General features: G+C 62.2%; 14 protein-coding genes. All 14 read right to left on the bottom strand.

Annotation, left to right across the window (positions count from 1 at the left end; translation table 11 throughout):
• The coding region (gene dnaE / locus NP534_RS07350) for a DNA polymerase III subunit alpha (protein WP_274098296.1) at positions 1 to 2,383 on the bottom strand (2,383 nt) is incomplete at its 3' end.
• Positions 2,384 to 2,467: 84 nt separating this feature from the next.
• Positions 2,468 to 3,091, bottom strand: a complete 624-nt coding sequence (rnhB, locus tag NP534_RS07345) for a ribonuclease HII (RefSeq protein WP_274098295.1) — start codon at positions 3,089 to 3,091, stop codon at positions 2,468 to 2,470.
• 1 nt (position 3,092) lies between these two features.
• Complete coding sequence (lpxB, locus tag NP534_RS07340) at positions 3,093 to 4,220, bottom strand: lipid-A-disaccharide synthase (RefSeq protein ID WP_274098294.1); 1,128 nt, start codon at positions 4,218 to 4,220, stop codon at positions 3,093 to 3,095.
• A 1-nt stretch (position 4,221) separates the two neighbouring features.
• Positions 4,222 to 4,998 carry an acyl-ACP--UDP-N-acetylglucosamine O-acyltransferase gene (lpxA, locus tag NP534_RS07335; protein WP_033700874.1) on the bottom strand — a complete coding sequence of 259 codons (777 nt, stop codon included), beginning with the start codon at positions 4,996 to 4,998 and terminating at the stop codon, positions 4,222 to 4,224.
• Complete coding sequence (fabZ, locus tag NP534_RS07330; RefSeq protein WP_008094893.1) at positions 4,995 to 5,435, bottom strand: 3-hydroxyacyl-ACP dehydratase FabZ; 441 nt, start codon at positions 5,433 to 5,435, stop codon at positions 4,995 to 4,997. The genes lpxA and fabZ overlap by 4 nt, the downstream gene beginning before the upstream one ends.
• Positions 5,436 to 5,548: 113 nt before the next feature.
• Positions 5,549 to 6,604, bottom strand: coding sequence for a UDP-3-O-(3-hydroxymyristoyl)glucosamine N-acyltransferase (gene lpxD, locus NP534_RS07325; protein ID WP_033700876.1), 1,056 nt, complete (start codon positions 6,602 to 6,604; stop codon positions 5,549 to 5,551).
• Position 6,605: 1 nt separating this feature from the next.
• Positions 6,606 to 7,109 (bottom strand): OmpH family outer membrane protein, encoded by a 504-nt coding sequence (locus tag NP534_RS07320; RefSeq protein WP_027595800.1) that lies wholly within the window; start codon positions 7,107 to 7,109, stop codon positions 6,606 to 6,608.
• 44 nt (positions 7,110 to 7,153) lie between these two features.
• On the bottom strand, positions 7,154 to 9,502 hold the full coding sequence (gene bamA / locus NP534_RS07315; protein WP_274098293.1) for an outer membrane protein assembly factor BamA: 2,349 nt from the start codon (positions 9,500 to 9,502) through the stop codon (positions 7,154 to 7,156).
• Positions 9,503 to 9,576: 74 nt separating this feature from the next.
• Entirely contained in the window at positions 9,577 to 10,929 is a 1,353-nt protein-coding gene (gene rseP, locus NP534_RS07310) for an RIP metalloprotease RseP (protein WP_274098292.1), read from the bottom strand.
• Between the two features lie 60 nt (positions 10,930 to 10,989).
• A complete protein-coding gene (gene ispC, locus NP534_RS07305; protein WP_033700880.1) occupies positions 10,990 to 12,180 on the bottom strand; it encodes a 1-deoxy-D-xylulose-5-phosphate reductoisomerase in 1,191 nt (396 codons plus the stop codon).
• The gene (locus NP534_RS07300) at positions 12,177 to 12,992 is read right to left on the bottom strand and encodes a phosphatidate cytidylyltransferase (protein WP_186654483.1); all 816 of its coding nucleotides are present in this window, start codon (positions 12,990 to 12,992) and stop codon (positions 12,177 to 12,179) included. The genes ispC and NP534_RS07300 overlap by 4 nt, the downstream gene beginning before the upstream one ends.
• Positions 12,992 to 13,747 carry a polyprenyl diphosphate synthase gene (gene uppS, locus NP534_RS07295; protein ID WP_033700882.1) on the bottom strand — a complete coding sequence of 252 codons (756 nt, stop codon included), beginning with the start codon at positions 13,745 to 13,747 and terminating at the stop codon, positions 12,992 to 12,994. Before uppS ends, NP534_RS07300 begins: the two co-directional genes overlap by 1 nt.
• A 15-nt stretch (positions 13,748 to 13,762) precedes the next feature.
• Complete coding sequence (gene frr, locus NP534_RS07290; protein WP_274098291.1) at positions 13,763 to 14,320, bottom strand: ribosome recycling factor; 558 nt, start codon at positions 14,318 to 14,320, stop codon at positions 13,763 to 13,765.
• The gene (gene pyrH, locus NP534_RS07285) at positions 14,317 to 15,060 is read right to left on the bottom strand and encodes a UMP kinase (protein ID WP_016392310.1); all 744 of its coding nucleotides are present in this window, start codon (positions 15,058 to 15,060) and stop codon (positions 14,317 to 14,319) included. The genes frr and pyrH overlap by 4 nt, the downstream gene beginning before the upstream one ends.
• Positions 15,061 to 15,098 lie beyond the last annotated feature (38 nt).

Here is a 15,098-nt window from a genome sequence, read left to right as displayed (position 1 = left end):
TGTGCATATCCGCCGACAACACCGCCGCCATGAACGGCGCCGGGTAGTGGGTCTTGAGCCAGGCGGTCTGGTACGACACCAAGCCATAGGCGGCAGAGTGGGATTTGTTGAAACCGTAACCGGCGAACTTCTCTACCAGGTCGAAGATGTTACCTGCCAGGTCACCATCAATGCCGTTATTGGCGCAACCTTCGATGAAACCGCCGCGCTGCTTGGCCATTTCCTCGGGCTTTTTCTTACCCATGGCACGACGCAGCATGTCGGCACCGCCCAGGGTATAGCCGGCCATGACCTGGGCAATCTGCATCACCTGCTCTTGATACAGGATGATGCCGTAGGTGGGCGCCAGTACCGGCTGCAGGCCGTCATACTGGTAATCCGGGTGCGGGTAGGCCAGCTCGGCGCGGCCGTGCTTGCGGTTGATGAAGTCGTCCACCATGCCCGACTGCAGCGGGCCCGGGCGGAACAGCGCCACCAGTGCGATAAGGTCTTCCAGGCAGTCCGGCTTGAGCTTCTTGATCAACTCCTTCATGCCGCGCGATTCGAGCTGGAACACTGCCGTGGTCTCGGCTTTTTGCAGCAGCTCGTAAGTCTTGCGGTCATCCAGCGGAATGAAGTCGATGTTCAGGTCCGGCAGGTCCTGCTTGGCCTGCTCACGGTTGATCGTCTCCATCGCCCACTTGATGATGGTCAGTGTGCGCAGGCCGAGGAAGTCGAACTTGACCAGCCCGGCGGCCTCGACATCGTCCTTGTCGAACTGGGTCACCAGGCCGCCGCCTTCTTCGTCACAGGCGATCGGCGAGAAGTCGGTGAGCTTGGTCGGGGCGATTACCACGCCACCGGCGTGTTTGCCGGTACCGCGGGTGACCCCCTCGAGCTTGAGGGCCATGTCCCAGATCTCGCGGGCATCTTCGTCGCCCTTGAGGAAGTCACGCAGGATTTCTTCCTGCTCGTAGGCCTTCTCCAGGGTCATGCCGACTTCGAAGGGGATCATCTTCGACAGGCGGTCGGCCAGGCCGTAGGACTTGCCCTGCACCCGCGCCACGTCGCGCACCACCGCCTTGGCGGCCATGGTACCGAAGGTGATGATCTGGCTGACCGCGTTACGCCCGTAGGCATCGGCCACATATTCAATGACCCGGTCGCGGCCATCCATGCAGAAGTCGACGTCGAAGTCGGGCATGGATACACGTTCAGGGTTGAGGAAGCGCTCGAACAGCAGGTCGTAGGCCAGCGGGTCGAGGTCGGTGATCTTCAGCACGTAGGCGACCAAAGAACCGGCACCCGAACCCCGGCCCGGGCCCACCGGCACACCGTTGTTCTTGGCCCACTTGATGAAGTCCATAACGATCAGGAAGTAGCCCGGGAAGCCCATCTGGATGATGATGTCCAGCTCGAACTTCAGGCGGTCCAGGTAGACCTGGCGCTTTTCTTCATAGTCTGGCGTGGTCTCCTTGGGCCAGAGCACCGCCAGGCGCTCCTCCAGGCCTTCATGGGAGACATGGCGCAGATAATCGTCGATGCCCATGCCGTTGGGCGTGGGGAAGTCGGGCAGGAAGTGCTTGCCCAACTGCACCTGGATGTTGCAACGCTTGGCGATTTCGACGGTGTTGGCGATGGCGTCGGGCAGGTCGCTGAACAGCTCGGCCATTTCGTCCGAGCTCTTGAGGTACTGCTGGTCACTGTAGTTACGCGGGCGACGCGGGTCGTCCAGGGTCCAGCCCTCACCGATGCAGACACGGGTTTCGTGGGCATCGTAGTCGGCCTGCTTGATGAAGCGCACATCGTTGGTCGCCACCAGCGGCGCGCCAACCTTGTCGGCCAGGGCCACGGCGGCGTGCACGTATTCTTCGTCGCGCGCGCGGTTGGTGCGCTGCACTTCGACGTAGAAGCGCTCGGGGAACATGCCCAGCCAATCGCGCAGCAGCGCTTCGGCCTCTTCAACCCTGCCGCCCAGCAGCGCCGCGCCGATGTCGCCTTCCTTGCCGGCGGACAAGGCGATCAGGCCCTCGCTGGCGGGGGCGATCCATTCACGCTGCAGAATCACCAGGCCATTACGCTGGCCTTCGACCCAGCCCCGCGAAATCAGCTCGGTGAGGTTGCGATAGCCCGTGGGGTTCATCGCCAGGAAGCAGATGCGCGACAACGGTGCTTCCGGGTCGGCCCCGGCCAGCCACAGGTCGGCACCACAGATCGGCTTGATCCCGGCGCCCATGGCGGACTTGTAGAATTTCACCAGCGAGCACATGTTGCTCTGGTCGGTGATCGCCACCGCCGGCATGTTCATCCCCGCCAGCGCCTTGGCCAGCGGTTTGATCCGCACCAGACCGTCGACCAGCGAGAATTCGGAGTGCACGCGAAGGTGAACGAAGGGAACCGACATGGATGATCCTGTAGCAGAACGACAAGGGCGGGATTGTAGCGTAAAAACGAGGGTATTTTGGGGCCGCTGCGCGGCCCTGGCAGGCTAAATCAAGGAATCGACAACGCCTTCGCGCGCTTCCCAGGCCGCCCGCACAGGCGCAAAGGAACGCCGATGAATGGGCGTTGGCCCAAGCCGCGCCAGGGCCTCAAGGTGCACCGGCGTCGGGTAGCCCTTGTGCCCACCGATGCCATAACCGGGGTAGATCAGCTCGAACGCGCTCATCTCTCGGTCACGTGTCACCTTGGCCAGGATCGAGGCCGCCGCGATCGCCGGCACCTGGCTATCACCCTTGATCACCGGCGCCGCAGGCACTGCGAGTTTCGGACAGCGGTTACCGTCGATCAGTGCCAGCTTGGGCGTAACGTGCAGGCCCTCGACCGCGCGCTGCATCGCCAGCATGGTGGCCTGAAGGATGTTCAGGCGATCGATTTCGTCGACCTCGGCGCGGGCAATGCAATAGCTCAGTGCCTTTTCGCAGATTTCGTCGAACAACGCTTCGCGCTTGGCTTCGGTGAGCTTCTTCGAATCATTCAGGCCCAGGATCGGCCGTGCCGGATCGAGGATCACCGCAGCGGTGACCACCGCACCGCACAGCGGGCCACGGCCGACTTCATCGACACCGGCGACCAGTTCTTCGACCAGGTTGAAATCCAGTCCTACTTGCATGTCAGCGGTCCTTGAGCAAAGCCAGCACCGCCTCGGCCGCCTGGTTGGAGGCGTCCCGGCGCAGGGTGCGGTGAATCTCGTCGAAACGTTCGGTCTGCTGGCTGCCGTCGGCCACCAAGGGGACCAAGGTCTGCGCCAGGGCTTCGCTGGTGGCGTCATCCTGCAACAGTTCAGGCACCAGCGCACGCTGGGCCAGCAGGTTGGGCAACGACACGTAGGGGCTTTTCACCAGGCGCTTGAGAATCCAGTAGGTCAGCGGCGCCAGGCGGTAGGCCACCACCATGGGCCGCTTGTACAGCAGGGCCTCCAGGGTGGCGGTACCCGACGCAATCAGCACCGCATCACAGGCCGCCAAGGCCTGGTGTGACTGGCCGTCGAGCAGGGTCAGCGGCAGCTCGCGCCCTTCGAGCATCTGCTCGACCTGGGCACGCCGCGCGGCATTGGCACACGGCAGCACGAAACGTACACCTGGCACCCGCTCGCGCAAGCGCTCGGCCGCATCGAGGAACAGCGCGCCAAGGCGCCCGACCTCACCGCCACGGCTGCCTGGCATCAGTGCAACCACCGGGCCGGGCCCCAGGCCAAGCTCACTGCGCGCCGCCTGCCGATCCGCTTCGAGGGGGATGGTGTCGGCCAGCGGGTGGCCGACAAAGCGCACCGGCACACCCTGCTCTTCGTAGAACCGCGCCTCGAACGGCAGCAGTGTCAGCATCAGGTCGCAGCCTTCACGGATCTTCAGCACGCGCTTCTGCCGCCAGGCCCACACGGAAGGGCTGACGTAGTGCACGGTCTTGATACCGGCCTGACGAAGTTTCAATTCGATATTGAGGGTGAAATCCGGGGCGTCGATGCCGATGAACACATTGGGCTTTTCGGCGATCAGCGTCTGGATCAGCAGTTTACGGCGCTTGAGCAGCTCACGCAGGCGCCCCAGCACTTCGACCAGGCCCATCACGGCCAGGCGCTCCATGGGGAAATAGGACTGCAGGCCTTCGGCTTCCATCAAGGAGCCGCGAACGCCGATGAACCGTACGTCGGGATGGCGGGCCTTGAGGGCGCGCATCAAGCCGGAACCGAGAATATCGCCGCTGGCCTCACCCGCGACCAGGGCTACGCAAAGCTGGGCCATGTCAGCGCGTGATGCCGCGTGCGGAATTCAGGATCGACTGACGGAACAGCTCGACCTCGGGGTGCTGGGCTGCCGGCTCGTCCAGCGCCTTGATTGCATCTTCGACGGTCAGGCCCTGACGATAGACGATCTTGTAGCAACGCCGCAGGGTATGAATGACCTCGTCGCTGAAACCCCGGCGGCGCATGCCTTCGAAGTTCATGCTCCGGGCTTCGGCCGGGCTGCCGAACACCGTGACGAAGGCCGGCACGTCCTTGCCGATCGCCGTGCCCATGCCAGAAAACGCATGAGCACCGATATGGCAATACTGGTGCACCAAGGTGTACCCGGACAAAATCGCCCAGTCACCCACGTGCACATGCCCGGCCAACGCGGTGTTGTTCACCAGAATGCAATGATTGCCGATGACACTGTCGTGACCGATGTGCGCATAGGCCATGATCAGGTTGTGATCGCCCAGGGTGGTTTCGGCACGGTCCTGAACGGTACCGCGGTGAATGGTCACGCCTTCGCGGATCACATTGTGATCGCCAATCACCAGACGGGTCGGCTCACCCTTGTACTTGAGGTCAGGAGTGTCTTCGCCGATCGAGGAAAACTGGTAGATACGGTTGTGCTTGCCGATACGGGTCGGCCCTTTGAGCACCACATGCGGGCCAATGATGGTGCCCTCCCCGATTTCGACATCGGGGCCTACGATCGACCACGGGCCCACCTCGACACCATCGGCCAGCTTGGCCGATGGGTCGATGATGGCCCGTGGATCAATCGAATTCATAGGGAGCGTTCCGCGCAGGTGATCTGTGCCGAGCATACAGGCTTGCCGTCGACCAGGGCGCGGCATTCGAATTTCCAGATCATGCTCTTGCGGCTGAGGAACTTGGCTTCCAGCACAAGCTGGTCACCCGGCAATACCGGCTGACGGAAACGCAGTTTGTCGGAACCGACAAAGTAGTACAGGGTGCCGTCAGCCGGCTTGGCATCGAGCATCTTGAAACCGAGAATACCGGCCGCCTGGGCCATGGCCTCGATGATCAGAACGCCCGGCATGATCGGGTGGGCCGGAAAATGGCCATTGAAGAACGGCTCGTTGATGCTGACATTCTTGTAGGCACGAATGCTCTGGGCCTCGAAGTCCAGATCCGTCACGCGGTCCACCAGCAGGAACGGGTAACGGTGAGGCAGGTATTCGCGAATCTCGTTGATGTCCATCATTTCGGGGGGAAGCCTGTAATAAGAATAGGGAGCGCAGGTGCTGACCACGCGCTCCTTTTGCAGTCCAAAGAGGAGCCAGCTAGCGTCTGTTCACTCTTGCTCAGGGAATGGTATCAGCCTTCTGATGCCGGCTGGCCACCTGAGGTCACGGTATCGATGCGCTTTTCCACCTGCTGGAGACGCTTGGCCATGTCGTCCAGGTGGCGGATACGCGCGGCGCTCTTGCGCCAGTCAGCCAATGGCTGCATGGCTGTGCCGGAAGAATAGGCACCCGGTTCGGTGATCGATCGGGTCACCATGGTCATGCCAGACACAAAAACGTTATCACAGACGTCAATATGGCCCACCATGCCGACACCGCCCGCAATGGTGCAGTGCTTGCCGATGCGCGTGCTGCCGGAAATGCCAACACAGGCAGCCATCGCCGTGTGCTCGCCGATCTGGACGTTATGGGCGATCTGGATCTGGTTGTCGAGCTTGACCCCGTCGGCAATGCGCGTGTCCGACAGCGCACCACGGTCAATGGCCGTGTTGACGCCGATTTCCACATCATCACCGATGGTCACGCCGCCGATCTGGGCAATCTTGCGCCACACGCCCTTCTCGTTGGCGAAGCCGAAGCCCTCGCCACCGATCACCGCACCCGACTGGATGACGACACGCTTGCCGATGGTCACGTCATGGTACAGGGTGACCCGTGGCGCCAGCCAACCACCCTCACCGATGACGCAGCGGGCACCGACCACGCAATGAGCACCGATGCTGACATTGGCCGCAATTCGCGCACCGCTCTCGACGACCGCGAACGGGCCGATGCTGGCACTGGCATCCACCTGTGCATCTTCAGCCACCACGGCGCTGGGATGAACTCCCGCCACAGCCTTGGGCTTGGGATCGAACAGATGGGAAATGCGTGCATAGGCCAGGTACGGATCAGCGACGATCAGTGCGTTGCCGGCAAAGCCTTCAGCATCCGCAGCCTTTAGCAGTACCGCTGCCGCCTGGCTGTTATCCAGGAATTTGCGGTACTGCGGGTTGGCGAGGAAGCTCAATTGACCGGGCCCGGCCTCCTGCAAGGTGGCCAGCCCGGTAATCTGCAGCGCCTCAGGCCCCTTGAGGGTGGCCCCGAGGGCTTCGGCCAGCTGGCCAAGCGTCATGGTCAAGGTCATATCAACGGGCTTGGTTCATGCGCTCGATGACTTGGCGGGTGATGTCGTACTGAGGTTTGACATCGATGACCGCGCCACGCTCGAGGACCAGGTCGAAACCGCCCTTCTTGATCACTTCCTCGACAGCGCCGTCCAGCTTGGGCTTGAGCTGCTTGAGCATGTCGCGATCAGCAACGGCCTTGGCTTCGTTCAGTTCCTTGGACTGGAACTGGAAGTCGCGGGCCTTTTGCTTGAACTCGAGCTCCAGGCGCTCACGCTCCTGCTGCTGCATCTTGTCGCCGCCCTTGATCAGGCGGTCCTGGATGCCCTTGGCGCTGCTTTCCAGGCTCTTGAGCTTGGTCAGTTGCGGGCCGAATTTTTTCTCGGCATCGACCGCATACTTCTTGGCGGCATCCGATTCAAGCAGGGCCATCTGATAGTTCAGGACGGCAACCTTCATTTCGGCGAAAGCCGGGGTGGCGACCAGCGCCGCGGCCAAGATGGCCAGTTGAGTCAACTTACGCACGATGCACTCCTGGATAAACCGTTGTCGTTATGCAAGGGCCGACCTTAGAAGGTCTGGCCCAGAGAGAATTGGAACACCTGGGTATCGGCGTCGTCCGGTTTCTTGATCGGCATCGCCAGGCTGAAGCTCAACGGGCCCAGCGCAGTAATCCAGGTCACACCCAGGCCCACGGAGCTGGCCATGTCCGAGAAACCGACCTTGGCGCAATCAGGCTTGGAACCGCAATTGGTGTCGAACACGTTACCCACGTCCCAGAACACGGAAGTGCGCAGCGAACGTTGGTCTTTGACGAACGGCAGCGGGAACAGCAGTTCTACACCACCCTGGACCAGCACGTTGCCACCGAACGGCAGCGGATCCTGATCCGGGTCTTCGATAGTGCCCGGGTTGGTACCCCTACTCGGCGTGCTGCGCGGCCCCAGGCTGCTGTCCTTGAAGCCACGGACGGAGTTGAAGCCACCCGCGTAGTAGTTCTCGTAGAACGGCAGGCCGGAAGTGCCACCGAAACCATCACCATAGCCCAGTTCAGTGTGCAGGCGCAGGGTGTATTCGTTATTGATCGGCTTGAACAGCTGGCCGCGGTAGTCAAGCTTGTAGAACGACAGGTCGCTGCCCGGAATGGTCGACTCCAGGGTCAAGCTCTGGGAGTGACCACGGGTAGCCAACACGCCTTTGTTCAAGGTCGACTCGGACCAGCCGATCGACGCTTTGAAGTTGAGGAAGCTGTCGCCCTCTTCTTCGAGGAAATTGAAGATCTCGTCAACGGTGTACTTACCGGTCTTGATCTTGTCCTGCTGAACGCTCAGGCCGTAGGTCAGGCGCGAGGTCTCGCTGATCGGGTAACCCAGGCTGACGCCAGCGCCAAGGCTGTCGACCGCATAGCTGGCAACGTCGACATCGAGGTCGTCGTAGTCGGTGCTGCGGTAGAAGGCGTTGTAGCCCAGGCTGACGCCGTCTGCGGTGAAGTAGGGGTCGACGAAACCGAAGTTGTATCGGGTCTGGTACTCGGAACGGGTCAGGCCGATGGAGACCTTGTTACCCGTACCCAGGAAGTTGCTCTGGCTGATCGAGCCGCCGAGGATCAGGCCGGCGCTCTGGGCGAAACCGACGCTGGCGGTGATCGAGCCGGAGGCTTGTTCTTCGACGCTGTAGTTGACGTCGACCTGGTCATCGGTGCCGGGCACCGGTGGCGTTTCGACGTTGACTTCCTTGAAGAAGCCCAGACGCTCAAGACGGGTCTTGGACTGGTCGATCAGGTAGGTCGAAGCCCAGCCGCCTTCCATCTGGCGCATCTCGCGACGCAGCACTTCGTCTTCGGTCTTGGTGTTGCCGCGGTAGTTGATGCGGTTGACGTAGGCACGCTTGCCCGGGTCGACCACGAACATGATATCGACGGTGTGGTCTTCATCATTGGGCTGCGGCACGCCATTGACGTTGGCGAAGGTATAGCCTTCGTTACCCAGGCGACGGGTGATCAGCTCGGACGTGGTGGTCATCACCTTGCGCGAGAATACCTGGCCCGGCTGCACCAGCAGCAGCGACTTGACCTGGTCTTCAGGAACCTTGAGGTCACCGGAGAGCTTCACGTCACGGACGGTGTACTTCTCGCCTTCGTTGATGTTGACGGTGATGTAGACGTGCTTCTTGTCTGGCGTGATGGACACCTGGGTAGAGGCGATATCCATGTTGATGTAGCCGCGGTCCAGGTAGTAGGAACGCAAACGCTCCAGGTCACCGGACAGTTTTTCACGGGCGTACTTGTCGTCGTTCTTGAAGAACGACAGCCAGTTGGTGGTTTTCAGCTCGAACAGCTGCGACAGCTCTTCGTCGTCGAAGACGTTGTTGCCCACCACGTTGATGTGCTGGATGGCGGCGACGGTGCCTTCGTTGATCTTGATTTTCAGCGCGACGCGGTTGCGCGGCTGCGGCACGACTTCGGCGTCGACCTCGGCCGAGTAGCGGCCCTGGGCCACGTACTGGCGCTGCAGCTCGTTACGCACACCTTCGAGGGTGGCGCGCTGGAAGATTTCGCCTTCAGCCAGGCCCGACTGCTTCAGGCCCTTCATCAGGTCTTCGGTGCTGATCGCCTTGTTGCCTTCGATTTCGATGCTCGACACCGACGGGCGCTCGACCACGTTGATGATCAGGACATTGCCATCGCGGTTCAGCTGGATGTCCTGGAAGAAACCGGTCTTGAACAGGGAACGGGTCGAGTCCACGAGGCGCCGATCGTCGGCCTGGTCGCCCACGTTAAGGGGCAAGGCACCGAAGACGCTGCCGGCGGATACCCGCTGCAGGCCGTTGACACGAATATCGGAGATGGTGAAGGACTCGGCGTGAACTTCAGCGATCATCAGTGCGGAGAGGACCGCAGTTAGCAGCAGACGTTTCATGAAGTCCTTTTATTCCAACTGGCAATAAACAACCCGCCGCAAAAAGACGGCGGGTTCGCAATTGAGCGAAGCTTTTAAAGTCGACCCAGATCGTTGATCAGGGCGAGCAACATCACCCCTATGACCAAACTGATACCGATCTGGACCCCCCAACCTTGTACCCGGTCCGACAGCGGACGACCGCGCGCCCACTCAACCAGGTAAAACAGCAAATGCCCCCCATCCAGTACTGGAATGGGCAGCAGGTTAAGAACCCCCAGGCTTATGCTCAGGTAGGCCAGGAAATTCAGGAAATCCCCCACGCCGGACTGGGCTGAAGCGCCCGCCACTTTAGCAATGGTTATCGGTCCGCTCAAGTTTTTTACCGAGAGCTCTCCGAACAGCATTTTCTTCAGCGACTCGAGGGTCAGGACACTCATGTTCCAGGTGCGCGACAAGCCCTCGCCCACCGCTTCCAGCGGGCCATAGCTGACTTCGCGAAGCATGTTGGCAGGCCATTCGCCACCTTTTACCCCTGCCCCCAGGTAGCCGCCCGAGGCCTTACCCTCGCCCCGCTGGGCCAGGGTTACCGGCACATCCAGGGCAGCGCCGTCGCGCTCCACACGTACCACCACCTTGGCATGCGGGCGGGCGCGCACGGCATCGACCACCTGCTGCCATTCGGTGACGACCACACCGTCGATGGCCAGCAACTTGTCGCCCGTCTTCAGGCCCGCCGCTGCGGCCGGCCCTTTCGATTCGATTTCGGCCAGCACCGGCACGATCACCGGGCGCCAGGGGCGCAAGCCCAGGGACTGGATAGGGTCCGGTTCGTCAGCGCCTTTCAGCCAGTGGTCCAGCTTGATCTGCAGTTGACGCTCGGCGCTGGCGCCTTCATCGCGCACGCCCACCTGCAGGGTGCCGCTCTCGCCCAGGCGGCGCACCAGTTGCAGGTTGACCGCTGACCAACCGCTGGTCGGTTTGCCATCGATGGATACAATTTCCTGACCAGCGGCCAGGCCTGCCGAGGCTGCCAGGCTGTCTACCTCGACCCCACCGATGACCGGGCGGATCTGCTGGGTGCCGAGCATGGCCAGCAGCCAGAAGAACACGATGGCCAAGAGGAAATTGGCAATCGGCCCTGCTGCGACGATGGCAATGCGCTGACGCACGGATTTGCGGTTGAACGACTGGTCGGCCAGCGCAGGCGGTACATCGCCTTCGCGCTCGTCGAGCATCTTGACGTAGCCACCCAGCGGGATCGCTGCCACCACGAACTCGGTACCCTGCCGATCATGCCAGCGCAGCAGCGGCGTGCCGAAGCCTACCGAAAAACGCAGCACCTTGACGCCGCAGCGTCGGGCCACCCAGAAGTGGCCGAATTCGTGAAACGTGACCAGAACACCCAACGCCACCAGGGTGCCGACAATCATGTAGAGCGCAGTCATATCTTTCTCCAGATGACGTTCAGCAGAACGACGTTTCGCACAAGCCCTGGCAGGCCTGCATCAGTGACCGTGACGCCTCAACCACTCGCGGGACAACTCCCGCGCACGCTGGTCGGCGGCAAATACCGCGTCCAACGATGCCAGTGGCACTACGGGCTCCTGATCGAGCACCTGTTCGATCATACCCGCGATCTCCGGGAAGCGGATACGCCGCTGCAGAAATGCCTCGACCGCCACTTCGTTGGCCGCGTTGAGCACTGCGGGCGCGCTGTTGCCGGCCTCGGCAGCCTGCCGCGCCAGGCGCAGGCAAGGGAAGCGCTGTTCGTCAGGGGCCTGGAAATCCAGACGCGCGATGGCGAACAAGTCCAGCGGGGCAACCCCGGAATCAATACGCTCTGGCCAGGCCAGCGCGTTGGCGATAGGCGTGCGCATGTCGGGGTTGCCCAACTGGGCGAGCACCGAACCGTCCACGTAATCCACCAGCGAGTGGATCACGCTCTGCGGGTGCACCACCACCTCGACCTTGGCGGGCGAGGCATCGAACAACCAGCACGCCTCGATCAACTCCAGGCCCTTGTTCATCATGCTGGCCGAATCCACGGAAATCTTGCGACCCATGGACCAGTTGGGATGGGCGCAGGCCTGTTCCGGGGTGACATCGGCCAGGGCCGCATGCGGTGTTTCGCGGAACGGGCCGCCCGACGCGGTGAGCAGGATGCGGCGCACCCCAACCTGGCTCAGGCCACGGGCATAGTCACCCGGCAGGCACTGGAAGATCGCATTGTGCTCGCTGTCGATCGGCAACAGCACGGCACCACTGCGCCGCACCGCCTCCATGAACAGCGCGCCGGACATCACCAGCGCCTCCTTGTTGGCCAGCAGCACCTTCTTGCCCGCCTCGACGGCCGCCAAGGTCGGTCGCAGCCCGGCCGCGCCCACGATGGCCGCCATGACCGCATCCACTTCCGCCGCCGCAGCCACCTGGCACAGCCCCGCCTCGCCTTCCAGCACCTGCGTGGCGCAACCCGCTGCCGCCAGGCCGTCACGTAAACGTGCAGCACCCTCGGCACTTGGCACCACCGCAAACTCGGGACGATGGCGCACGCACAACGCCAGCAACTCATCGATGCGCGAATAGCCGCTCAATGCGAAAACCGAGTAGCGCTCGGGGTGACGCGCGATCACATCCAGCGTGCTCAGGCCAATGGAGCCTGTGGCGCCAAGCACGGTGATGCGTTGCACTGCACTCACATCACACCCCATTCAGCAGCCCACAGCAACACCGCAAACAGCGGGATAGCTGCGGTCAGGCTGTCGATGCGGTCAAGCACGCCACCATGGCCGGGCAGCAGGTTACTGCTGTCCTTGATGCCGGAACGCCGCTTGAACATGCTTTCGGTCAGGTCACCGATCACCGAGGCCATGACCACCAGCGCCGCGCCCAGCAGGCCCAGCAAAATCTGGCCGATGCCCCAGTCGCGACTGATACCGACTGCCAGGGTGATGACCAGGCTGACGGCCAGGCCGCCATAGACGCCTTCCCAGCTCTTGCCCGGGCTGACCTGCGGCGCCAGCTTGCGCTTGCCGAAGGCTCGGCCAGAGAAATAGGCACCGATGTCGGCGGCCCATACCAGCACCATCACCGACAGGATCAGCCAGTTGCCCAGCGGCCAGTGCTTGAGCAGCACCAGGCCCTGCCACGCCGGCAGCAATACCAGCAGGCCGATCAGCAGGCGGCAGGCCGCACTGGCCCACAGTTCGCTGCTGCGCGGGTAGGTCAGCACCAGCCAGGTGGCCAACGCCCACCAGATCACCGACGCACCGAGCACCCAGGGCGCCAGGTCAGGCATCAGGTGCAGCAGCATCAGCGCACCGCCGACGACGGCGGCATAGGCAATGCGCAGCGGCTGGGCCATCAACCCAGCCAGGCGCGCCCACTCCCAGGCCCCGAGGGTGACCACGAAGCCGATGAACAGGGCGAAATCCCCACCGTTGAGCAGGAAGAAGCCACCCAGCGCGACCGGCAGCAGGATCAGCGCGGTAATGATGCGTTGTTTAAGCATTAAGCACGAGCTCCAGCCTCGACCTGCTCGCTGGTCTTACCGAAGCGGCGCTGGCGCGAAGCGAAATCGGCCAGGGCATTGCGCATGGCCTCGTGTTTGAAGTCCGGCCAGTACAGGTCGGAGAAATACAGCTCGGCATAGGCCAGCTGCCACAGCAGGAAATTGCTGATGCGCCGCTCGCCACCGGTACGGATACACAAGTCGGGCAACGGCAACTCGCCCGTGGACAGGCAGGTTTGCAGCAGACCCGGCGTAATGTCGTCCGGGCGCAGATGGCCGGCCTGTACTTCCCGCGCCAGGCGCTGGGCAGCCTGGGCGATGTCCCACTGGCCACCGTAGTTGGCCGCGATCTGCAAGATGAAGCGGTTGTTGCCGGCGGTCAGCGCTTCAGCCTCACGCATGGCAGCCTGCAGCTCGGGATGGAAGCGTGAGCGATCGCCGATGATGCGCAAGCAGATGTTGTTCTCGTTGAGGCGGCGAGCCTCACGGCGCAAGGCCGAGAAGAACAGCTCCATCAGCGCACCGACTTCTTCGGCGGGGCGTTGCCAGTTCTCGCTGGAGAAGGCGAACAGGGTCAGCACCTCGACCCCCGATTCGGCACAGACTTCGATGACCGCGCGAACGGCATCGACGCCAGCCTTGTGCCCGGCAACGCCGGGCAACAGGCGCTTCTTCGCCCAGCGGTTGTTGCCATCCATGATGATCGCGACGTGTCGCGGCACCGAGGACGGCGCCGCTGGCTTGGTCTTTTCCATTAAAAAACCTCGGCCTTAAACGGCCAACAGGTCCTTTTCCTTGGCTTTGAACGCCGCGTCGATTTCAGCGACGAACTTGTCGGTGAGTTTCTGGATCTCGTCAGCAGCGCGACGTTCTTCGTCTTCGCTGATTTCCTTGTCCTTGGTCAGTTTCTTCAGGTCGGCGAGGGCATCGCGGCGCACGTTACGCACGGCAACCTTGGCATCTTCGGCAACGCCGCTGGCCTGCTTGGTGTAACCCTTGCGGGTTTCCTCGGTCAGGGCCGGCATCGGTACGCGGATGGTGGTACCGGCGCTGGACGGGTTCAGGCCCAGGTCGGAGGTCAGGATGGCCTTTTCAATGGCTGCGCTGAGGTTCTTGTCGTGGGCGACGATCTTCAGGGTGCGGGCGTCTTCGACGGAAATCGCAGCCACCTGGTTCAGCGGCATCTCGCTACCCCAGGCAGTCACCTTGACGCTGTCCAGGATGCTTGGGTGGGCGCGACCGGTGCGGATAGCGGCCAGGTGGCGACCCAGCGCCTCGATGGACTTGCCCATGCGGTCCTGGGCGTCTTTCTTGATAGCGTTGATCATTTTTGAACTTCCTCGATCAGAGTTCCTTCCGCGCCGCCATGCACGATGTTCAGCAAGGCGCCGGGTTTGTTCATGTTGAAGACGCGCAACGGCATCTTGTGGTCGCGGCACAGACAGATTGCCGTCAGATCCATCACACCCAGCTTGCGATCCAGCACTTCATCGTAGGTCAGATGATCGAACTTCTCGGCATGCGGGTCCTTGAATGGATCTGCAGTGTATACACCATCGACCTTGGTTGCCTTCAATACCACGTCGGCATCGATTTCGATGGCGCGCAGGCAAGCGGCGGAGTCGGTGGTAAAGAACGGGTTGCCGGTACCGGCAGCGAAGATCACGACCTCTTTGGCATTGAGGTGGCGCATGGCTTTGCGGCGATCATAGTGATCGGTTACGCCAACCATGGAAATGGCCGACATGACGATGGCGGTAATGTTTGCCCGCTCCAGCGCGTCGCGCATGGCCAGGGCGTTCATCACGGTCGCCAGCATGCCCATGTGGTCACCGGTGACGCGGTCCATGCCGGCTGCACTGAGCGCCGCACCACGGAACAAGTTGCCACCGCCGATCACCAGACCTACCTGAACACCGATGCCGACCAACTGGCCGACCTCCAGTGCCATGCGATCCAGGACCTTGGGGTCGATCCCGAACTCTTCCGAGCCCATCAGGGCCTCGCCGCTAAGTTTGAGTAGAATGCGTTTATAGCGAGCCTGATAACCACTGCCCTGCTGAGCCATTGCGAATCTCTCCTGCGGCGTTTGTAAAATTCTGCGGG

The organism is Pseudomonas sp. 39004, from assembly GCF_028682155.1.
Taxonomy (GTDB): Bacteria; Pseudomonadota; Gammaproteobacteria; order Pseudomonadales; family Pseudomonadaceae; genus Aquipseudomonas; species Aquipseudomonas capeferrum.
This window is presented reverse-complemented; position numbering and strand designations above follow the sequence as displayed.

Bases quoted from the DNA above. Each gene is read 5' to 3' on its own strand.
- rnhB (WP_274098295.1), bottom strand. From the start codon at position 3,091: ATGCAAGTAGGACTGGATTTCAACCTGGTCGAAGAACTGGTCGCCGGT.
- lpxB (WP_274098294.1), bottom strand. From the start codon at position 4,220: ATGGCCCAGCTTTGCGTAGCCCTGGTCGCGGGTGAGGCCAGCGGCGAT.
- lpxA (WP_033700874.1), bottom strand. From the start codon at position 4,998: ATGAATTCGATTGATCCACGGGCCATCATCGACCCATCGGCCAAGCTG.
- fabZ (WP_008094893.1), bottom strand. From the start codon at position 5,435: ATGATGGACATCAACGAGATTCGCGAATACCTGCCTCACCGTTACCCG.
- lpxD (WP_033700876.1), bottom strand. From the start codon at position 6,604: ATGACCTTGACCATGACGCTTGGCCAGCTGGCCGAAGCCCTCGGGGCC.
- bamA (WP_274098293.1), bottom strand. From the start codon at position 9,502: ATGAAACGTCTGCTGCTAACTGCGGTCCTCTCCGCACTGATGATCGCT.
- rseP (WP_274098292.1), bottom strand. From the start codon at position 10,929: ATGACTGCGCTCTACATGATTGTCGGCACCCTGGTGGCGTTGGGTGTT.
- NP534_RS07300 (WP_186654483.1), bottom strand. From the start codon at position 12,992: ATGCTTAAACAACGCATCATTACCGCGCTGATCCTGCTGCCGGTCGCG.
- uppS (WP_033700882.1), bottom strand. From the start codon at position 13,747: ATGGAAAAGACCAAGCCAGCGGCGCCGTCCTCGGTGCCGCGACACGTC.
- frr (WP_274098291.1), bottom strand. From the start codon at position 14,320: ATGATCAACGCTATCAAGAAAGACGCCCAGGACCGCATGGGCAAGTCC.
- pyrH (WP_016392310.1), bottom strand. From the start codon at position 15,060: ATGGCTCAGCAGGGCAGTGGTTATCAGGCTCGCTATAAACGCATTCTA.